The sequence below is a fragment of the Labrenzia sp. PO1 genome, from assembly GCF_012273635.1.
Lineage (GTDB): Bacteria > Pseudomonadota > Alphaproteobacteria > Rhizobiales > Stappiaceae > Roseibium > Roseibium algicola.
The window spans coordinates 926,684-945,052 of sequence record NZ_JAAXCR010000001.1 but is presented as its reverse complement, the minus strand read 5'-3'; the positions used below and the strand labels follow the sequence as shown (position 1 = coordinate 945,052).

The following is an 18,369-nucleotide window of genomic DNA, read 5'->3' as shown; positions in this document are numbered from 1 at the left end:
AGACTTTCAAATGAAACAAACTGGTGGCTGAAAAGGCAAGTCTCTCGGCCAGTATGGCGGCGAATTCCTGCCTGGAAAGTAAAGTTTTCCTATGCCGGGATACGCAGCCGTGCCCGCAAGCCGCCCATTGGACTGTCTTCGAGATAGAGGTCGCCGCCATGGGCACGGGCAATATCACGGGCGATGGCAAGGCCGAGACCGCTGCCGGTTTCATCCATGTTGCGGGCAAGATCCAGCCGATGGAAGGCCCTGAAGGCAATCTCGCGCTGGTCTTCGGGAATGCCCGGGCCGTCGTCGTCGACGGTGATGGTGATCCAGCCTCTGTCGACCCGGCCGAGTACTTCCACCCGGTTGCCGTATTTGCAGCCGTTGGTGACCAGGTTGGAGAGGCAGCGCTTCATCGACAGGCGCCGGATCTCGACTTCCGGGGAGCCTTCGAACCGGGTCCTTACATCGTGGCCCGAGATCTCCGCTTCTTCTTCCAGTTCCTCCAGAAGCAGCGACAGGTCGGTCTTCTGGATATCCTCGTCGCCATCGCCGCTGGCGAAGGCCAGATAATCCTCGAGCATGTGGCTCATCTCGTCGACATCCTTGCGCATCGCCTCGCTTTCCGGCGAGCCGCCGAGGAACGCGAGCTGCAGCCTGAGACGCGTCAGAATGGTCCTGAGATCGTGGCTGACACCTGCAAGCATGGTTGTACGCTGCTCGATCTGCCGTTCGATGCGTCGTCGCATGTCGATGAAGGCAAGGCTTGCCTGGCGAACTTCGCGTGCGCCGCTGGCCCGAAAGTTCTCCACCGGACGCCCTCTGCCGAAGGCCTCCGCCGCATTGGCAAGGCGCACGATCGGGCGGATCTGATTGCGCAGGAACAACAGGGCGATGATCACCAGAACCAGCGACGTGGAGAACATCCAGACCAGGAAGATGTGCGAATTGGAGGCGTAGGTCTGGCTGCGCCTTGTGAAGACGCGCAGGATGGAATCCTTCAACTGGATGCGGATTTCGACGAAGCGGGACCGGCCGACCGTATCGATCCAGAACGGCTTGCCGATGCGCTGCCCGATCGCCTGGCTCAGTTCCTGGTCGATGACGTCGAAGAAAGGTTTGGGCGTCGGAGGCGGCAAGGGCTCAAGCGGCGTCACCGTCATGGACATGCCGAGCGCCCGCGAGGCGAGTTCCTCGATGTTGGCGTAGTCCGGATCCTGCGGATAGTTCTCCAGAACATAGACCACGGCCGCAATTTCGCGCACCACGGCTTCCGACATCCTGCGCGAGACCAACTGGTAGTGCCGCTCCATGAACACGAAGACGAGCACGGACTGCAGGATCACGATGGGGGCGACAATAATCAGGAAGGTCCGGGTGAACAGGCCCTTCGGCATGACCCGGTACATGAGCCTGGCGACCTGACGATAGACCGCCATCAGCGGTTTCAGGGGAACCGTCAGGGGAACGCGCCGGAAGAAGCTGTCGAGTCTCGCCATTTGTTTCCGGCTCAGTCGCACGCGAGCCTGTATCCGATGCCGCGCACCGTCTGCAGGTAGATCGGGTTTCCCGGATCCGTTTCGATCTTGCGGCGCAGCCGGTTGATCTGGACGTCGACTGTCCGTTCGCCCAGGCCGCTATCATCACCGACGATCTTGTGGCGAGGAACAGTCGCGCCCGGTTGCTCGGCGAAAATTGACAGGATCTGCTTTTCCCTGTCGGTCAGGCGCACCATGGCCTCGCCATTCTTGAGTTCACCCCGGGAAGAATTGAACGAAAACGGGCCGAAGCGGATCTCTTCGCTGACAATGACCGGCTGCTGGTTGCCTCGGCGCAGGATCGCGGCAATGCGCAGCATCAGTTCCCGCGGTTCGAACGGCTTGGAAAGGTAATCGTCGACACCGGCTTCCAGTCCGGCGATCCGGTCCGGGGCTTCGGAGCGCGCGGTGAGCATCAGGATCGGGACGGAAGAGTCCTGGCGTAGGGAAACGGCAAGTTCCAGACCGGTCTCACCCGGCATCATGACATCGAGGATGATCAGGTCGAACTCCAGCCCGGACAGGCACGTGCGGGCTTCGGCCGCATGGGCGGCGGCGGTCACACGATAGCCGTTCTCCTTGAGCAACCTGGACAGAAGGTCCCTGATGCGCTTGTCGTCGTCGACCAGGAGAATGTGGTTGGCGTTGTCGTCAGGCACCTGGGCATTCATGTCGGCTTTGTCGTCCTTTTGTGACCTCTGCCGGTCAATCCTTCAGATCGTAGAGACTGCGTATCAGCTGCAGGATCTGAGGCCGCGCTTCGGGATCGATCATTTGGAGCAGAAACCTGCGGATAATTTCGTCGCTGCCATCTGGCAATCCAATTAGGGCGCGTTCAAGGCGCTTTTGCTGCAGGCTGGTAAGGTCCACAGCAAGGGCGTGTCCGCGTTCGGTGGTATAGAGCAGTCTCTGCCGCCTGTCGTGATGGCCTTCGCGCTGCTCGATGATGCCGGCGTCCACCAGTTGCTTGAGCACCCGGCCAAGGCTCTGCTTCGTGATCCGGAGAATGCCGAGCAGGTCAGTGACCATGATCCCCGGATTGCGATCCACAAAATGCAGAACACGGTGGTGTGCGCGGCCGAACTCGTACTTGGCCAGTACGTCATCCGGGTCACCGGTGAAGTCGCGATATGCGAAAAAAAGAAGCTCGATAAGGTCGTAGGACAGCGCGTTGGCGCCATCCGTATCGTCCCCTTCGGGCTGCCTGGGCCGAACCCCGTCCGTATCCCGTCTGAGGGGCGGTTGGTCCGGTTTGAAATTTACGTCAGTCATATTGACTTAATTCTGGTCGATTGTTACTTCTATCCGGTCGCGAACGAAATGATCGGTCTTTTTGATGCATTTTCACGCATCAGATGATAAACGAATCCTATCATCGTCGCCGCGGCCATCAGGATACCGATAGTTGGCGTGCTGTGCAAAAAATACAGCGGTAAAAAAGGCGCAAGTCTTTGGCGTCATTTGCCTCTGTTAAAGAGAAAACAAAACAACGCTCATAGAGCGAGCGGGAGATGAAAAATGGCTGGAACGCCCTTTGATCAGCTCAGTGGTGATATCTGGTACGACGGCACTTTCGTGCCTTGGTCGGAAGCCAAACTGCATGTTCTCAGCCACGGACTGCACTACGGCAGCAGCGTGTTCGAAGGTGAGCGTGCTTATGGCGGCCGGATCTTCAAGTCCGAAGAGCATACGGAGCGCCTGCTTGCATCGGCGCGCATGCTCGGTTTCGAGATCCCGTACACTGCTGAACAGATCAACGCTGCCAAGGAAGAAACCCTGGCGCGCATGAACCTGACCGATGCCTATATCCGTCCCGTCGCCTGGCGCGGCAGCGAGATGATGGGTATTTCGGCTCAGCACAACACCATTCACCTGGCGATCGCCACCTGGGAATGGCCGAGCTATTTCAAGCCGGAAGAGCGCCTGAAGGGCATTCGCCTGGATATGGCCGAATATCGCCGTCCGGCGCCTGCAACGGCACCGTACAAGGCGAAGGCCGCCGGTCTCTACATGATCTGCACCATCTCCAAGCATGCCGCGGAAGCCAAGGGCTACACCGATGCGCTGATGCTGGACTGGCGCGGCCAGGTGGCCGAGGCGACCGGCGCCAACGTGTTCTTCGTCAAGGACGGCAAGATCCATACGCCGACGCCCGACTGCTTCCTGAACGGCATTACCCGCCAGACGGTGATCGGTCTGGCACGCGACCGCGGTATCGAGGTTGTCGAGCGCGTGATCATGCCGGAAGAGCTGCCGGAATTCGAACAGTGCTTCGTTACCGGAACGGCCGCTGAAGTGACGCCGGTTTCCGAGATTGCAGGAAATACCTATCAGGTCGGCGATATCATCAAGACCCTGATGCAGGACTATGATGCCGCTGTGCGTCCGCAAACTCCGGCCCTGCAGGCCGCAGCAGGCTGACAGAACAGCCGCACGGCAAGGACCAGAAAGGCGGGCATTGGCCCGCCTTTTATTTTGCGGTGATGTCGGAATGCGCCGTCAAAAGGAGCTTGCCGAGTAACTTGGCGCGTTCCACCGACCGGTCGCCATGAAGCGGCCAGGTCTGCGTCAGACCTTCCAGAAGAAGCGAGAGTTCGATTTCACAGCCCGCAAGTCCTGTTGCGCTGGCGGCGCGGTCGGCCACCTGTGTCTTGTGTTCCTTCAGGAGATCAAACAGCTTCTCGTCATGGGGAGCAGATGCCACAGCGGCATGGAACAGGCAGCCCCTCGTGGTTTCGGTTTCCATCCAGCTGGCGACCCGGTCGAGGATTTCTCCAAGAGCTTGTTCCGGATCGGCCGGCAAGTCGCCAAACACCAGTTTCAGGTAGCGCCGGTGCCGATGCTCCAGGGCCGCGTAGACCATGTCTTCCCGCGACGGCACGTATTTGTACAGGGTGCGAAGGCTTACGCCCGCCGCATCTCTCAAATCTCCCACGCTTGATGAGGCAAAGCCGTTTTCGGCAAATGCCCGCTCAAGTCCCGAAGCGATCCTGGTCATGGTGTCGGTCATGCTTGACTATGTAGAATGATCGTTCTACACGCGGCAAGTAGAACGATCATTCTACCAAAGGAAAGCGTATGGCGATCCCCGAAAAGATGAGCGGTGTCGTGCTGACGGGGCACGGCGGACTTGAGAAGCTGGTCTGGAGGACGGACCTGCCGGTTCCCGTGCCCGGAAAGAACGAGGTTCTGATCCGTGTCGGTGCGTCGTCGGTCAACAATACCGATGTGAACACCCGAACGGGGTGGTACTCCAAGACCGTGCGTGGCGACACCGCCTCCGGCGCGGCTGACGGATATTTGGCCGACACCGGAGCGGATGGCAGTTGGTCCGGCAAGCCTTTGACCTTCCCGCATATTCAGGGCGCCGATTGTTGTGGTCAAATCGGTGCGGTTGGCGACAGCGTCCCGGTGAGCCGGATTGGCGAACGGGTTCTGGTGCGGGCGCTTCAATCCGTCGAAGCAGATGGCCAGGAACCTGCAATCTGGACCTTCGGGTCAGAGAGCAACGGTGGATTTGCACAATACGCAACGGCAAGGTCTCGCGATGCACTTGCGATAAACTCCCGTCTGAGCGACGTCGAACTGGCTTCGTTTCCCTGCGCCTTTTCCACGGCTGAAGGAATGATGCAGCGCGCTGGTGTCAAGGCTGAGCGTGTGCTGATCACAGGGGCGTCCGGCGGGGTCGGCTCTGCGGCGATCCAGCTTGCCAAGCGCCGGGGGGCGCATGTCACGGCGGTTACCAGCCGGGAAAAAGCAGCCGACTTGCGGCTTCTTGGAGCCGACGAAACACTGGATCGGGACGCCGTTCCGCCCCAACAGTCCTTTGACGTTGTGCTGGATCTCGTTGGCGGCCCTTCCTGGGGCAAGCTGATCGATGCGCTTTGCAACAGAGGGCGCTACGTCACATCGGGTGCGATAGCCGGGCCGATTGTCGAACTGGATCTTCGGACGCTCTACCTGCGTGATCTGACGCTTCTTGGAAGCACCTATCAGCCGGACAACGTCTTTCAGGACCTTGTGAGCTACATCGAAGCGGGCGAGATCCGGCCGGTGGTTGCTGAAACCTATCCCTTGCGCGAGCTGCGTGTCGCGCAGGAAAAGTTCCTGGAAAAAGCCTTCATCGGAAAAATCGCGATTGATGTCGGCGCGTGAGGCGCCGACATCAACATTTCATTCTCAGTCCTGGGACTGCTTGTCGTGCATGGCGTGGAACATGCGGCCACGCTCGGCGTAGAGAATGCAGCCGATGGCGCAAAGTCCATAGACTGTGTAGGCGAGGCCAAGGGGCTGGGTCGTGCCATCGAAAAGCTGCCCCATGATGTACCCCAGGATCGCGCCGCCAAGCGTCGAAATGGTGCCGATGACGGAGGAAGCGGTTCCGGCGATGGCGCCGAGCGGTTCCATGGCCATGGCATTGAAATTTGCGCCCAGGAAGCCGAAGCTGGTCATGATCAGCGTTGCCAGTATCATGAACGCCCAGAAGTTCTCCAAACCTAGAAACGCCAGAATCCACACGACAAATCCGAGCGCGGTGTAGACGACCGCGGCCCCATGGGAGAGCCGCCGCATGCCGATGGCTTCCACCAGCTGCGCGTTGGTGAAGGACGCACCGGCCATGGTGATGGCAATGGCAGCGAAGACGATCGGGAACAGCGTCCCAAGGCCGAAAATGTCGACAAAGATCTGCTGCGACATGGCCAGGAACGAGAACAGGCCGCCGAAAATGAATGCGGTGCCGACGGTGTATCCAAGGCTCACGCGGGTGGTCAGAGCCGTCATGTAGGCACTGACGATGGTGGAGACTTCCATCGGGCGGCGGTTTTCGACCGCCAGGGTTTCCGGCATCCTGAGGGCGGACCAGATCATCATCGCGACGCCGTAAATGAGCAGAAGCGCGAAGATCCAGTGCCAGCCGGCAATCAGGAGAACTGCCTGGCCGATGGACGGCGCGACCACGGGAACGGCCATGAAGACCATCATCACCAGTGACATGACCTTGCCCATGCGCCTGCCGGTGTAGCAATCGCGCACGACGGAAAGCGCCGTGACGCGGGCTGCCGCACAGCCGATGCCCTGAAGGACGCGCGCGAGCAAAAGCGTGTCGAGATCCATCGCGAAGATGGCACCGATACTGGCAAGGCTGTAAAGCGCAAGGCCGCCGACCAGGATGCCGCGCCGCCCCAGTGCGTCTGTTACCGGGCCGAAGAAGAGCTGCGCGCCGCCAAAACCCACCAGATAGGACAGGAGCACAAGCTGGCGGTTGTTCTCCTCAACAATGTTGAGTGCATCGCCAATCGCGGGCAGGGCCGGCAGCATGACGTCGATGGCCATGGCATTCAGCGCCATGATCATGGCGATGATGGCGACAAACTCGGCAAAGGGAATGCCTGGCTCGCGCAGAACTTCTGAAGAAGAGCCTGAAGCACCCTTTTCTGCCGCCGGCGTTGCGGCGGCTGTGCCGGAGGGTTCACTGTCGTGTTTCACGGGGTCGGACCAATTCAAATGGGTGGGCTGCCGGGGCAGCCGCAAAGCTTGAGAATGGGAAAGAAGCGGCAGAGCGGCCTTGAATCAATAGCAGACTATTCGCTTGTGCAGCTCAGGTCCAGCGTGCGGCGTCCGTGTCGTCTTCGGTTTTCGCTTCCACCCAGGCTCCGGTGCCGCCTTCCGCAGGGTGTTCCTTCTTCCAGAAGGGGGCGCGGGTCTTCAGGTAGTCCATCAGGAAGTCGGCAGCCTCGAATGCGGCCCGGCGGTGGGAAGAGGCTGCGATCACCAGAACGATGTTATGCCCTGGTGCGATCTTGCCGAAGCGGTGGATCACGGTGAGGCCCGTCAGCGGCCAGCGCTCTGCCGCTTCTCCGGCAATCCGGGTCAATTCGGCTTCGGCCATGCCGGGATAGTGTTCCAGTTCCAGTGCCGCCAGGGTTCCGGCTTCATCCCGGCACAGACCTGTGAAGGTCACCAGCGCACCGACGTCCTTGCGTCCTTCTGTAAGACGACGGCTTTCGGCCTGCAGGTCGAAGTCTTCTGCCTGGACGCGGACAAGCGGGGTTGTGGCCATCGTTCAGCCGCCTGTCATGGGCGGAAAGAAAGCAACTTCCCGGGCATCGCCAAGCGCAGCGTCGGTTTCCACATGCATCTGGTCAAGTGCGACGCGAATGGCGTCTTCTTCCTCGAACGCGGCGGCGTGATTGTCGTCGAGTGTCTTCAGATGCGAGATCAGATCAGCAACTGTCGCAACCGATGCCGGAACCTCGATGGTTTCCTCTTCGACGCCGACCCGTTCACGGACCCAGGCGAAATAGCGGATGTTCATGAAACCTCCAGGTGGTGTGCGGTCAGGGCCGGAATGAAGGCGCCTATTCCGTTATCAGATGGCCGATGCCGGCCCGGAAATAATCGTAACCCGTATATAGGGTAAGCAGGGCGGCGAGCCAAAGTGCCACGAGGCCTGTTTGCGTCGTATAGGCGAACACGGTGTCGCCCGCCGGGCCAGCAAGCAGAAAGGCGACAGCGATCAACTGGACGGTGGTCTTCCACTTGGCAAGCTTGGTAACGGGAACGCTGACCTGCAGTTCGGCCAGAAATTCGCGCAGTCCCGAGACCAGGATTTCCCGGCACAGGATGATGATTGCCGCGATCATGGTCCAGCCGTAGATGGTTCCGTCACCGGCCAGCATCAGCAGGCTGACGGACACCAGCAGCTTGTCGGCAATCGGGTCGAGCATGCGCCCGAGCGCGGACTGCTGTTGCCAGGCACGCGCCAGGTAGCCATCGAAGAAATCGGTGATCGCTGCCAGAACGAACAGCGCAAGCGCAACCCAGCGGGCTGTGTTGCCTTCGAAATAAAAACAGACCGCAACTGCAGGAACCGCCAAAATGCGCCCATAGGTGAGGAGATTGGGCAGGCTCAGGACAATATTTCGTTTCATGTCGGCTTTCGGATTTCGGGCTGAACCCGGCGCTTTCGGCCCGGAATACGGGTTCCCGGCAGCGCCCTGACTATTCATTTCCGGTGAAGATCCGGTCCTTGCTCAATCGAATATGCTATCGCCGACCTGGTCAATCATCAATTTGGCCTTGCGGATCATCTCGTTGGCCGCAGCTTCCTCGTCCGGCAGCGTGTCTGCACGAATGAAGGTATGCACCTTGGTTGTCTCGCCAACCTGCTTCTCAATCCGGCCGCTGACCTGCCATTGGCCGTTCGACAGCTGGGGCTGAGCGACGATCAGGTAACCGTCATAGTCCACCGTCGTTGCCTTCGAGGCGCCTTTGTTGCCGTCTCCGGAAGAGCCGAAAAGGGATTTGAACATCTTGCCGAGCATCTGAGGCCTCAATCCGTTTCATTTGCCCCCTTTTACGAGGGGCGGGGAAGGGCTTCAAGGGGAGAGGCCGGAGAAGCTTGCGGGAATTTGCATTCTTCAGCGCAAGGTGATGGTGCAGAGGCGTTTCGTCCGGCCTGCTCACCTGTTCGGCGATTTGAGGTTCCTGCGTTGACCGGCTTGAAGACCTAGCGATCGAGCACGAAGAAACCCTGACGTTCGAAGGCTTCGCGCGCGTCGGGGCCCTGGAGATAAGCTAGAAACTCTTCTTCCGCGGGTGTGTCCCGATTGGCCAGATCCGCCACCGGATACACAATCGGCGGATGGCTTTCTGCCGGAAAGGTTCCAACGACAGTCACATTGTCCTCTGCCACGGCGTCCGTGGCATAGACAATGCCGTAGGGCGCTTCACCCGTTGCCACCAGGGCGAGCGCGGAACGAACATTGTCCGACTGCGCTACACGTGGTTCCGCCTCGTCCCACAGCCCGAGGCTTTGCAGGGCTGCCTTGCCGTAAATGCCTGCGGGAACCGCGTCGACCAAAGCCATCGCAAGACGGTTGTCGCCCAGGATTTCGGGGAGGTTCAGATCCGCCGAAATATCGAGCGGCTTTGCTTCACGGCCATGTGCAATCAGGACGAGGGAATTGTTCAACAGGTCGAACCGGGTGCCAGCCTCCAGCAGCCCGTCCTTTTCCAGAACATCCATCCAGTCCGGATTCGCCGAGATGAAGATGTCCGCCGGTGCTCCCTGCTGGATCTGCCGCGCCAGCGCCGAAGAGCCCGCAAGTGATATCACCAGATCGTGTCCGGTGGCTGCTTCGAAACGCTGTTCGATCTCTTCCAGGGCGTCCGCCAGGCTTGCTGCGGCAAAAACGGTGACTTCCTCTGCTGCCGCAGTGGTTGGCTGAGCCGCAAGGCCTGCAAGAAAGGCCGCACCAGCCAGAGAGCGCAAGCAGGCGAAGACACTGGAATTGGACATGCAGCTGGTTCCTCAAAATTGCGATATGTTTCTTCGGGAATATCGCAGGCGAAGCTGCCAAAAGGCAAGCGTTATATTCCGCTGGGAATATCGCTCAGCAGGGTTTTCAGTTTTTCGATGTGCGGGTCTCCGGCGGCACGCGCCTTCAGTTCAATCGCGCGATACTCCTCGAGAACGGCGAGGCCGGTCTCGGTAATCTGCGCCCCACCGCCTTTTGCGCCGCCGCGGCTGCGTTCCACGAGGGGAGAGCGGAACATGGCATTGAGTGTTTCCACTAGTTGCCAGGCCCGCTTGTAGCTCATGCCCATCTCACGGCCCGCGGCCGCTATCGATCCGGTGCGCTGAATGCGTTCCAGCAACTCGGCCTTGCCGGGGCCCATCATTTCGTCCGGGCCGAACACGAGGCGGATGCGGAACCGGGGACTGCTGTCTTCGTCTCTCATGCGCCGATATTGACCTTGCCGGCCACGCCTGGACAAGGCGCAAATTTCGGTTCCGCGGGTTTGTCCAAGTGTGCCGGCGAGGTGGTCGCCGACGGATTGGCTCAGCGTACGGTAGACCCGGGTAATTCCGGACCGGTGCGCAGGTACCGCGCACCGGCTTGTTTGGTCTACTCGGCAGCCTCTTCCATTGGGCTCTGCCGCACTGTGGCAAGCTCGCTTGCATCTTCCCAACCGGGGGCATCGTCGAAGGCGACAACGGGGCGCTGTTTCTTCCGGTTGAGCAACAGTCTGGTGGCGTCCCGCTTGGCATAATGACCCGCCGGATCGGCAGCTGCCTTGGCGAAGGCGATCATGCCGAGGTCGATGTCCGCAAAGACGAGGCCTTCTTCGTCCTGAGCGATCTGAGTGCCGATTTCCTGTCCGTCCGGGGCGTAAATGCGGGTATAGCCGCCGCCGAGCGGGCATAGTGCTTCCTTTTCCGGATCGCCCTGGCAGAGCTCGTCCTGGATGTCCCTGGTGACCAGCGAGCAGGGTGCAAGCACGAAACAACCGCCTTCAACCGCGTAGATCATCGACGCCGCGTTGTTGACTTCGTGGCCAAGGGCGTAGGCCGTGCCCTTGTAGAGGTGGAGATTGGGCCAGGCGGCGCAATGGATCTGCTCGTTCTGGGCATACATGGCGTATTTCGACAGCGGTTGCAGGTGTTCCCAGCAGGCCAGCTGGCCGATGCGGCCGAGGGAGGTTTCGACCACGGCAAGATCAGAGCCGTCGCCTTCGCCATAGACCGTGCGTTCCACGTGGGTGGGTTTCAGCTTGCGCCGCCGGTTCACGACCGTGCCGGTCTCGTCGAAATGCCATTGGGCTATATAAAGCGAGCCGCCGTCACGTTCCGAGCAGCCCATGGAAAGCTGGATGTTGTTTTTCCGGCAGGCGTCGGCCAGGCGCTTTTCATGGTCCGATCCGGCGACGATGGAATTTTCGAAATAGCGTCCGGCAAACTGCATCTGCCAGGCGACGGGGCCGAGCCAGATGTAGTTTGGATAACCGGGCAGCCAGGTTTCGCTGAAGGCGACCAGTCTGGCTCCGGCTGATGCAGCTTCCTCGATCAGGCGGACGGCCTTATCGATGCCGGCATCAAGATCGAGAAAACAGGGGGCAGCCTGGACGGCTGCGACTTTGAATTGCTTGGTCATGTGATGTCCTCCTAGGCCTCCCAGCCTGCCGGAGTGACGAAGAGATTACTTTTGCCCCTGAGCCAAAAAACTTGCGTTTTTGGGCAGACTGCCGAAAATCGACCAGTCGAACACGGAAACGGATATGAGCGGCCAGGCCTCATACAGCACAGTGGACATCGCCCCGCGCGATCGCTTCGCCTATTGGCGGGAAGCAGTCTGTGACTCCTATGTCCAGCTGGGCTGTGAAGCAGGCGAGGGCCCCGGTTTCGTCGGCAGTCTGGATATCGAGCGCCATTCAGCCCTGTCCGTTTCCAGAGTGTCCGGGACAGCCCACAGGGTGGTGCGGCGTCCCAGCGACATCCGGTCGGCGTCGGAAGCCGATTTCCTCGTCAGCCTGCAGACCGCAAACTCCTCGCGTCTGACCCAATTCGGAAAAACATCGGTGCTGCGTCCCGGCGACATGGTGGTCTATGACAGCACCCAGCCCTATTGTCTGGATCTGACTGAACCCTTCTCGCAAACGGTCCTGCAGTTTTCGAAGGCAAGTCTGCTCTCCCGACTGCCATTTGCCGAGACGCTCGGCGGAACCTGGATCGACGGGCAAAGCGACATCGGCCGTCTTGTGCGGGAGAGCATCCTGGCGTTTTCAGCTCACCTGAACAGCGGTTCTCCGGTGTTTGCCTCAACACTTCAGGAAACACTTCTGGACCTTGTGGCGACCGGGCTGGCGGGCAGCCGCAAGAGCGAGCTGGCGCTTTCCTCGTTCGATCGTCAGATCCTGCTCAGGGCACGCAGCTGCATTGCGCGCCGCATTCACGATCCGGAGTTGGACCGGAACCAGGTGGCGTCGGCCACCGGACTGTCGGTACGGCGTCTCAACGCGATCTTCCAGTGCGAAGGGTCTTCGATCGCAGGCGAAATCCGGCAGAAACGGCTGGAGGTCGTTGCAGCGGCGCTGCATGACCCGAGGTTTGCAGCGATGTCGATCAGTGAAATCGCGATGCGCTGCGGGTACAACAATCTGCAGCATTTCTCGACACTGTTTCGCAAGGCTTTTGGCCGTTCGCCCCGGCAGTACCGGGGCGAGGAAGAGTAATCGCGGTAAAGCGTCCCGCGACGGTGAAATCAGGCAGAGGCCTTCGCTGACTTAAGCTCGTCGCGGATTTCGATCAGGACGTCGATTTCCGACGGGCCAGTCTTGACCTCAGGCTCGACGTCGTCCGGCTTTTCAGCCATGGACTTGATCCGGTTGACCGACTTCACAAGCATGAAGACGACAAACGCGATGATCATGAAGTTGATGCAGGACGTCAGAAAGGCGCCATAGGCGAAAACGGCGGCCCCGCTCTCACGAGCGGCGGCAAGACCGGTGCCGGCAGGAACCTCCCCGGACAGAACGACATACATGGAGGTGAAGTCGATGCCGCCGATGATGAGCCCGATAATCGGGTTGATCAGGTCATTGACCAGGCTGGTGACGATGGCGGTGAATGCTGCGCCGATGATGATGCCGACGGCAAGGTCCATGACGTTGCCCTTGGCGATAAAGTCGCGAAATTCCTTGATCATATGCATACCCCAAAAGTCTTCGGATCGCTGACCAGAGTGCGCGCGGTAGCACCTTCAACGAATTGGGCTGCGGCGGGGCTTCTTGTCAGAAAAACTGATAATCCTGCTCTGGGGGGCTTTGTCCATCACAAAGTGAGGGCACTGCAACCAGTCCGAGGTGCGGTTCTGCAAGGTTCCGAACGGAAAGTGGCGATCAGCCCAGCTTCCGCTCGCTCCAGTGACGGCGGCAGAGCGAGACATACTTGTCATTGCCACCAATAACGACCTGGTCGCCTTCCTCGACGATCTTGCCGTCCGCATCCAACCGGGCAACCATGGTTGCCTTGCGTCCGCACCAGCAGATGGTCTTGATTTCCTTCAGATTATCCGCAAGCGCCAGCAAGGCGGCGCTGCCGGGGAAGAGCTTTCCCTGGAAATCCGTTCTGAGGCCGAAGCACATCACCGGAATGCGCAGCGTATCGGCCACCCGGGCGAGCTGCCAGACCTGGTCTTCCGTCAGAAACTGGGCTTCATCGACGAAGACCGCGTCGACCTTTTTCGCTTCGTCGGCGCGCAGTATGTGATCAAAGACGTTGTCAGCCGAGTTGAAGACATCGGCATCCGCTCCCAACCCGATACGCGATGCGATCCGGCCCTTGCCGCCCCGGTCGTCGAAGGCGGCGATCAGGAGCAGCGTGTTCATCCCGCGCTCCTCGTAGTTATAGGCGGCCTGCAACAGCACAGTCGACTTGCCGGCGTTCATCGAGGAGTAGTTGAAATAGAGCTTGGCCATGCGGAACTTTGGGAATCGGTCTTGAAGTTGCGGGCAGTTTTCAGGAAACCATCCGAAGCCTCAAACACTTTCCGGTTGAAGTCACAGCCAATGACTCAATTTTCAGGTGCCGGGCGCAGGTCGCCGAAGTCAGTTGCTCGGCGTCTGGGCGATCTCCACGATCAGCGGCAAATGATCGGAACCGATATCGGGGCCAAGGGAAACGTTGACGATCTGGATATCCCTGGAGACGGCGAACTGGTCGACAGGCGCACCGAGGATCCAGTGCAGGCTGTAGTCGAAGAAGAAGCGCGTCGTCTGCGGCCATCCGTCCGGATAGGCCGTCTTCAGCCCGTTTCGTGTCAGTGTCTGCTGGAACCGGGCAGACCAGGGTGAACTGTTCCAGTCGCCGATCGCCAGAATGTTGCTGCCGTTGTCGGCCTTCAAGGTATCGATGACGTTATCGGCCTCGTCGAAATAGCGGCGCTTGTTCTCCCAGCGGATCTTCGAACGTGGGCTGTCCGGATGAATGACCAGGAGATGCAGCGGCGCCGAGCCGGTGTCGACGGAGAGCGACAGCAGTTCCCTGTCGCCATCGTAATAGACATTGGCTCCGGGAGGGACATCGCCAGAGATGACACGGGTTTCTTCCGACGTCAGCGGAAAGCGGGAATAGACCGCCAGGCCCCCCAGGTCTCCGACCTTCAGGTATTCGGGAAATCCGTTCTCGCCGGCACCGCCGGTCGGCAACCCCAAGCGTTGCCAGCGGCGTTCCTGAAGCCACCACAGCACTTCCTGAAACACCACGACATCAGGCTGCTCCTTTTCCAGAAAGGCTTGCAACACCTTGTCCCCCAGAAACAGGTGTTCAAGATTGATGGAGACGATCTTGAGCGGACGGTCTCCCGGCGCCGCGGGACCAAGGGGCTTGGTGTTGGCAAGCGTGCGAGCTCCGGTGAACCCGGCCAGGCTGAGAAAGGCGATCACGGCCACGAACCAGGTCAACCGGTAGATCAGACGAAGCCTGTGGCGAACGAGGAAACCGGCCGCGCCGCCAAGACACCCTGCCAGGCCTGCGGCCAGAAACTGTCTCAGGAAGAAGCTCATGTTGTCCGCAAGCCAGACGTCCGGCGCCAGAAAGGCAAGCAGGCCGAGCACACTGACTGCAATGGCACCAAGGCTGCCGCACCAGCCGATCAGGGATAATACGCTATGGATCAGGGAACGCGGTTTAGCCTGGGGCTTTCGAAACATGGCAGCCTGGGTCCGATTTCATGAGAAGGCGGCTGTGCTTAGCACGGACTGCGCGGAAGGTGCGACCTGTTTTGCCGCAAAGTCAGTTCGCCTTTGCTTCGAGCGCTGCCAGCAGCGGCTGAATATGCGCTTGATAAGCCTTCCAGCGCCCGACGGACGAGCCATAGACAGGTCGGCGTGCCTGCTCGCGGCTAAAGGTGAAGATCTGGGTGGTCTCATCAGGGGGCTTCAGACAATCATCGTCCCAGTCCAGGCCGGTATGGGCGAGCAGGGCCCGACTTTCCGTCTCATTGTCGCTGACAAGGCTTTCATAGGACTGATGCCTCAAGGCAACCGGCAGAACCTCTGACCAGTGGGCCATCAGATCACGGTAGAGATTGAAATAGCGGCCGAGTGAAGCCTGGCTCTCATTGTAGGAATGATGCGGCGGTAGCGGCGTCATGTAGATCGAAAGACAGGTGTCTTCCGCGCTCCGCGTCACATGCACGAAACTGGCGTTGGGAAAAAGAAGGGCGAGAAGCCAGAGGTTTTCGTAATTGTGAGGCATCTTGTCGATTACACGGTGCGCTCTCTTGTCGATATCCTCCAGATGGGAGAGATAGCGGCGGCCGATGCGCTGAGCGTCCTGCCGTGTCATCTGACGGGCAGTCTCAAAGAGTTGCGGGCCGTGTGTCCGGCCGGACGCCAAACCATGAATCCGATCGGGGATGAATTGAAGCTCCCCCGCGGCCCGTGCTGCGGGGTGCCGGCCGATGATCCGCTCGACCAGGGTCGTGCCGGAGCGAGGCATGCCGAAAACGAAAACCGGCCTGTCACTTGAAAGCGCCCAGTCTTTCCGCTGTTCGAAAAACTCCCGGTCAAAGACGCCCTTGCAGGTTTCCACGAAGGCTTTCTGGACGCCCGGGTCGTGGGCGGGGTAAAGGCCCGTCCGGTATCCGTCGAAAAAGGAAAATGCCTTGCCGGTGTCGCCTGCGGCGTCGCAGATCTTGCCTGCGGCAAACGCAAGACGGGTGACTTCGGCGGTTGCGGCGCCTTGTGGCAGGTTCGCAAGATGCCGTTCAATTCCGTCAAGGACACTCGCCTTGAGAGTTTCGTCCTGAGCTTCGGCAGCCGCGGTCAGGATTGCGGGATCGGAAGGGGCCTCTGTGAAAGCGATGCGAATATGGTTTTCAGCAATCTCCCGATTGCCGAGCGTCATTTCCAGTTCGAAGAGGCCCAGATGAGCACGTGGCGACTGCGGATCGGCCTTCAGAGCCTGCTCGAAGGCCTGCCGGGCAAGTCCGGAGCGCCGGAGATCGGCGTAGACTTCACCGAGGACGCGTTGCGCGTATTCAGACCTCGGGGCGAGTGACGCCCCCTTTCGCGCATGAGGCAGTGCGTCTTCGCTGCGCCTCTCGATGTTGAGCGCGCTTGCGAGTGTGGTGTGAACCACTGCTTCCTTTTTCGCGCCTTTTGCGGCCTCTTCCAGATGCGGGATCGCCTGCGCGGTCCGGCCGAAGGAAAGGCAGGCGATGCCCAGGCCATACCGTGCGCGGGCATTGCGCGGATCGTTCTGGAGCAATGCCTCCAGAAGCGTCTGAGCGCGGACGAATTGTCCTGCTTGAAGAAGAGCGAAAGCTTGTTCGGTCGGATCTGGGTGCATCTTTGTCCGGTGGTCTGCACCGCACAAGCGGCTGGTCTCGCGAACACACCCGTTTCCAAAAGAGGCGCGGAAGACGCGCCGGGTGCCGGTTTGTCGCTACAGCTTGTGATAAACCGGCCTGAAGATGCAACCCTCCGGTGTCAGGTTTCGATCCCTGCAAGTCCTTCGAGTAGCGGGCCAATGTGATCCCGGTACTTTTCGAAACGGTTCACGGCCCCAGTATGAATGGGTTGCCTGACCTGGGCCATGGAGAAGGTGAAGACCTGCGCCTCATTGCTTTCGTGATGGCGGCAGGCATCGTCCCATGCCAACCCGGCGTGACTAATCAGTGCGGGGCGCTCCGTATCCGGATCGCTGACAAGGGTCTCGTAGGACTGATTGCGGATCTCAACCGGTAGCACTGTGCTCCAGTGCGCCATCAGCTTTCTGTACTGGCCATAATAATGGGCGAGCGATTGCTGGCTTTCACAGTAACCGTGCTTGCCGGGCAGGGGCGTCATGTAGATGGAGACGCAGGTATCGGCCGGGTTGCGGCTGACATGGCAGAAACGTGCATTTGGGAACAGGAGGGCGATCAGCCAGAGGTGCTCGAAATTCTGCGGCATCTTGTCGATCACGCGGGCACTTTTCTTGCTGAAACCGTCGAGCAGGGTCAGGTACTTGCGGCCGATGCGCTGGGCGCTCTTGCGGTCGAGGGCCAGGGCGGCGTCGAAGAAGGCGTTGTCACCGGTGTGGCCTTTCGTCAGGCCATCAATCTGTTCGTCAAAGAAACTCAATTCACCTGCGGCGGTCGCCTTGGGATGAGCGGACAGGATGGCCTCGACCAGCGAGGTGCCTGATCGCGGCATGCCGAAGACAAAGACGGGCCTGTCGCTGGTGAGGGCATAATCCTTGCGGTCATCGAAAAACTGTTTCGAGAAGACTTCCCGGCAGGTTTCGACATGGCGTTCCTGCCGGTCGGCATCATAGTGGCCGTAAAGGTCGTTTCGATGCTGCCCGAGATAGTGAAAGGCCTTGGGCGTGTCGCCGGTGTCGTCGCAGATCTTGCCGGCTGTGAAGGCAAGCCTTGCCCGCTCGACTTTCGCCATCGGCCGGTCCGCATCGTTCAGCAGGGTCTCGATCTTTTCCAGCGCCTCTTTCTTCAGTGAAAGGTCGGAGAGGTCCCTTGCACTGATGAGAACCGAGGGTTCCTCGGGAGCCAGTTCCAGTGCGCGCCGGAAATGGGTTTCGGCCTCGTCCATCTTGCCGAGCGAGACTTTCAGCCGCGAGAGCGCCAGATGCGCGATCGCCGAAGCCTCGTTGATGGCAAGCGCGTTTTGAAAGGCATGTTCGGCCATGACGGGCCGCCGCAGCCTTGCGTAGATCTCGCCCAGGGTGCGGTGGGCGAATTCGGACTTGGCGTCGAGGGCGACTGCCTTGCGCGCATATGGCAGGGCCTCCTCGAAACGGTTGTCGAGGGTGAGGGCATCCGCAAGTGTAGCGAAGATGACGGCTTCCTTCTTCGCGACCTTCGCGGCAGCTTGTAGATGTTCGATTGCCCGGGATGCGTGACCGTGGGTCAGATAGATGACACCAAGCCAGTGATTGACCTGCGGATCGCGCGGATTGGCTGCATTGAGATCGGTCAGGATCTCCAGCGCCATGCCGTAATCCTTTGCGTCGATGCACCGAAGCGCGGCTTCCAACGGGTTTGACACTCTCAGAATTCCT

At 60.0% G+C, this 18,369-nt stretch carries 20 protein-coding genes; 3 read left to right on the top strand and 17 right to left on the bottom strand.

Annotation, left to right across the window (positions count from 1 at the left end):
- Positions 1 to 89: 89 nt before the first annotated feature.
- The 3 genes from HCG46_RS04495 to HCG46_RS04485 all read right to left on the bottom strand — a co-directional run bounded on the left by HCG46_RS04495 (position 90) and on the right by HCG46_RS04485 (position 2,795).
- Positions 90 to 1,424, bottom strand: a complete 1,335-nt coding sequence (locus HCG46_RS04495; RefSeq protein WP_208992267.1) for an ATP-binding protein — start codon at positions 1,422 to 1,424, stop codon at positions 90 to 92.
- 71 nt (positions 1,425 to 1,495) lie between these two features.
- Positions 1,496 to 2,194, bottom strand: a complete 699-nt coding sequence (locus tag HCG46_RS04490) for a response regulator transcription factor (protein WP_022998074.1) — start codon at positions 2,192 to 2,194, stop codon at positions 1,496 to 1,498.
- A gap of 34 nt (positions 2,195 to 2,228) precedes the next feature.
- Positions 2,229 to 2,795: a MarR family winged helix-turn-helix transcriptional regulator gene (locus HCG46_RS04485; protein ID WP_205838367.1), complete on the bottom strand. Its 567-nt coding sequence runs from the start codon at positions 2,793 to 2,795 to the stop codon at positions 2,229 to 2,231.
- 246 nt (positions 2,796 to 3,041) lie between these two features.
- On the opposite strand from HCG46_RS04485, the gene HCG46_RS04480 reads away from it, so the two are divergent.
- Positions 3,042 to 3,944, top strand: a complete 903-nt coding sequence (locus HCG46_RS04480) for a branched-chain amino acid aminotransferase (protein ID WP_168684844.1) — start codon at positions 3,042 to 3,044, stop codon at positions 3,942 to 3,944.
- 49 nt (positions 3,945 to 3,993) lie between these two features.
- On the opposite strand, the gene HCG46_RS04475 is transcribed toward HCG46_RS04480, so the two are convergent.
- Positions 3,994 to 4,521 (bottom strand): TetR/AcrR family transcriptional regulator, encoded by a 528-nt coding sequence (locus tag HCG46_RS04475; RefSeq protein ID WP_286185197.1) that lies wholly within the window; start codon positions 4,519 to 4,521, stop codon positions 3,994 to 3,996.
- A gap of 80 nt (positions 4,522 to 4,601) precedes the next feature.
- Between HCG46_RS04475 and HCG46_RS04470 the strand changes: the two genes are divergently transcribed.
- Positions 4,602 to 5,678 (top strand): alcohol dehydrogenase family protein, encoded by a 1,077-nt coding sequence (locus tag HCG46_RS04470; protein ID WP_168684839.1) that lies wholly within the window; start codon positions 4,602 to 4,604, stop codon positions 5,676 to 5,678.
- A 24-nt stretch (positions 5,679 to 5,702) separates the two neighbouring features.
- On the opposite strand, the gene HCG46_RS04465 is transcribed toward HCG46_RS04470, so the two are convergent.
- The 8 genes from HCG46_RS04465 to HCG46_RS04430 all read right to left on the bottom strand — a co-directional run bounded on the left by HCG46_RS04465 (position 5,703) and on the right by HCG46_RS04430 (position 11,461).
- Entirely contained in the window at positions 5,703 to 6,926 is a 1,224-nt protein-coding gene (locus HCG46_RS04465; RefSeq protein WP_168685597.1) for a multidrug effflux MFS transporter, read from the bottom strand.
- A gap of 196 nt (positions 6,927 to 7,122) precedes the next feature.
- Positions 7,123 to 7,584: a molybdenum cofactor biosynthesis protein MoaE gene (locus HCG46_RS04460; protein ID WP_152505786.1), complete on the bottom strand. Its 462-nt coding sequence runs from the start codon at positions 7,582 to 7,584 to the stop codon at positions 7,123 to 7,125.
- Positions 7,585 to 7,587: 3 nt separating this feature from the next.
- Positions 7,588 to 7,839, bottom strand: coding sequence for a molybdopterin converting factor subunit 1 (gene moaD, locus HCG46_RS04455; protein WP_022998066.1), 252 nt, complete (start codon positions 7,837 to 7,839; stop codon positions 7,588 to 7,590).
- A 43-nt stretch (positions 7,840 to 7,882) separates the two neighbouring features.
- A complete protein-coding gene (gene pgsA, locus HCG46_RS04450) occupies positions 7,883 to 8,455 on the bottom strand; it encodes a CDP-diacylglycerol--glycerol-3-phosphate 3-phosphatidyltransferase (protein ID WP_022998065.1) in 573 nt (190 codons plus the stop codon).
- 102 nt (positions 8,456 to 8,557) lie between these two features.
- Complete coding sequence (locus HCG46_RS04445; RefSeq protein WP_022998064.1) at positions 8,558 to 8,848, bottom strand: HlyU family transcriptional regulator; 291 nt, start codon at positions 8,846 to 8,848, stop codon at positions 8,558 to 8,560.
- Positions 8,849 to 9,033: 185 nt separating this feature from the next.
- Positions 9,034 to 9,825, bottom strand: a complete 792-nt coding sequence (modA, locus tag HCG46_RS04440; RefSeq protein WP_168684837.1) for a molybdate ABC transporter substrate-binding protein — start codon at positions 9,823 to 9,825, stop codon at positions 9,034 to 9,036.
- Between the two features lie 71 nt (positions 9,826 to 9,896).
- Positions 9,897 to 10,268, bottom strand: a complete 372-nt coding sequence (locus HCG46_RS04435; protein WP_168684834.1) for a winged helix-turn-helix domain-containing protein — start codon at positions 10,266 to 10,268, stop codon at positions 9,897 to 9,899.
- Between the two features lie 167 nt (positions 10,269 to 10,435).
- On the bottom strand, positions 10,436 to 11,461 hold the full coding sequence (locus HCG46_RS04430; RefSeq protein WP_055655853.1) for a carbon-nitrogen hydrolase family protein: 1,026 nt from the start codon (positions 11,459 to 11,461) through the stop codon (positions 10,436 to 10,438).
- 124 nt (positions 11,462 to 11,585) lie between these two features.
- Here HCG46_RS04430 and HCG46_RS04425 point away from each other — a divergent pair, with 124 nt between their 5' ends.
- Positions 11,586 to 12,539 (top strand): helix-turn-helix domain-containing protein, encoded by a 954-nt coding sequence (locus HCG46_RS04425; RefSeq protein WP_156912442.1) that lies wholly within the window; start codon positions 11,586 to 11,588, stop codon positions 12,537 to 12,539.
- Positions 12,540 to 12,568: 29 nt separating this feature from the next.
- On the opposite strand, the gene mscL is transcribed toward HCG46_RS04425, so the two are convergent.
- The 5 genes from mscL to HCG46_RS04400 form a co-directional block, all read right to left on the bottom strand.
- Complete coding sequence (mscL, locus tag HCG46_RS04420; RefSeq protein WP_031268245.1) at positions 12,569 to 13,012, bottom strand: large conductance mechanosensitive channel protein MscL; 444 nt, start codon at positions 13,010 to 13,012, stop codon at positions 12,569 to 12,571.
- Positions 13,013 to 13,205: 193 nt separating this feature from the next.
- On the bottom strand, positions 13,206 to 13,784 hold the full coding sequence (locus HCG46_RS04415) for a thymidine kinase (RefSeq protein ID WP_022998058.1): 579 nt from the start codon (positions 13,782 to 13,784) through the stop codon (positions 13,206 to 13,208).
- A 129-nt stretch (positions 13,785 to 13,913) separates the two neighbouring features.
- Positions 13,914 to 15,017 carry an endonuclease/exonuclease/phosphatase family protein gene (locus tag HCG46_RS04410; protein ID WP_168684832.1) on the bottom strand — a complete coding sequence of 368 codons (1,104 nt, stop codon included), beginning with the start codon at positions 15,015 to 15,017 and terminating at the stop codon, positions 13,914 to 13,916.
- An 82-nt stretch (positions 15,018 to 15,099) separates the two neighbouring features.
- Entirely contained in the window at positions 15,100 to 16,659 is a 1,560-nt protein-coding gene (locus HCG46_RS04405; RefSeq protein WP_168684830.1) for a tetratricopeptide repeat-containing sulfotransferase family protein, read from the bottom strand.
- Between the two features lie 140 nt (positions 16,660 to 16,799).
- Positions 16,800 to 18,356, bottom strand: coding sequence for a sulfotransferase (locus tag HCG46_RS04400; RefSeq protein WP_168684828.1), 1,557 nt, complete (start codon positions 18,354 to 18,356; stop codon positions 16,800 to 16,802).
- Positions 18,357 to 18,369: the final 13 nt, after the last annotated feature.

Coding starts and splice junctions, on each gene's coding strand:
- HCG46_RS04460 (WP_152505786.1), bottom strand. CDS start 7,584: ATGGCCACAACCCCGCTTGTCCGCGTCCAGGCAGAAGACTTCGACCTG.
- HCG46_RS04495 (WP_208992267.1), bottom strand. CDS start 1,424: ATGGCGGTCTATCGTCAGGTCGCCAGGCTCATGTACCGGGTCATGCCG.
- moaD (WP_022998066.1), bottom strand. CDS start 7,839: ATGAACATCCGCTATTTCGCCTGGGTCCGTGAACGGGTCGGCGTCGAA.
- HCG46_RS04445 (WP_022998064.1), bottom strand. CDS start 8,848: ATGCTCGGCAAGATGTTCAAATCCCTTTTCGGCTCTTCCGGAGACGGC.
- HCG46_RS04415 (WP_022998058.1), bottom strand. CDS start 13,784: ATGGCCAAGCTCTATTTCAACTACTCCTCGATGAACGCCGGCAAGTCG.
- HCG46_RS04480 (WP_168684844.1), top strand. CDS start 3,042: ATGGCTGGAACGCCCTTTGATCAGCTCAGTGGTGATATCTGGTACGAC.
- HCG46_RS04405 (WP_168684830.1), bottom strand. CDS start 16,659: ATGCACCCAGATCCGACCGAACAAGCTTTCGCTCTTCTTCAAGCAGGA.
- HCG46_RS04490 (WP_022998074.1), bottom strand. CDS start 2,194: ATGAATGCCCAGGTGCCTGACGACAACGCCAACCACATTCTCCTGGTC.
- HCG46_RS04470 (WP_168684839.1), top strand. CDS start 4,602: ATGGCGATCCCCGAAAAGATGAGCGGTGTCGTGCTGACGGGGCACGGC.
- HCG46_RS04485 (WP_205838367.1), bottom strand. CDS start 2,795: ATGACTGACGTAAATTTCAAACCGGACCAACCGCCCCTCAGACGGGAT.
- HCG46_RS04435 (WP_168684834.1), bottom strand. CDS start 10,268: ATGAGAGACGAAGACAGCAGTCCCCGGTTCCGCATCCGCCTCGTGTTC.
- HCG46_RS04475 (WP_286185197.1), bottom strand. CDS start 4,521: ATGACCAGGATCGCTTCGGGACTTGAGCGGGCATTTGCCGAAAACGGC.
- HCG46_RS04425 (WP_156912442.1), top strand. CDS start 11,586: ATGAGCGGCCAGGCCTCATACAGCACAGTGGACATCGCCCCGCGCGAT.
- HCG46_RS04410 (WP_168684832.1), bottom strand. CDS start 15,017: ATGTTTCGAAAGCCCCAGGCTAAACCGCGTTCCCTGATCCATAGCGTA.
- HCG46_RS04430 (WP_055655853.1), bottom strand. CDS start 11,461: ATGACCAAGCAATTCAAAGTCGCAGCCGTCCAGGCTGCCCCCTGTTTT.
- pgsA (WP_022998065.1), bottom strand. CDS start 8,455: ATGAAACGAAATATTGTCCTGAGCCTGCCCAATCTCCTCACCTATGGG.
- mscL (WP_031268245.1), bottom strand. CDS start 13,012: ATGATCAAGGAATTTCGCGACTTTATCGCCAAGGGCAACGTCATGGAC.
- modA (WP_168684837.1), bottom strand. CDS start 9,825: ATGTCCAATTCCAGTGTCTTCGCCTGCTTGCGCTCTCTGGCTGGTGCG.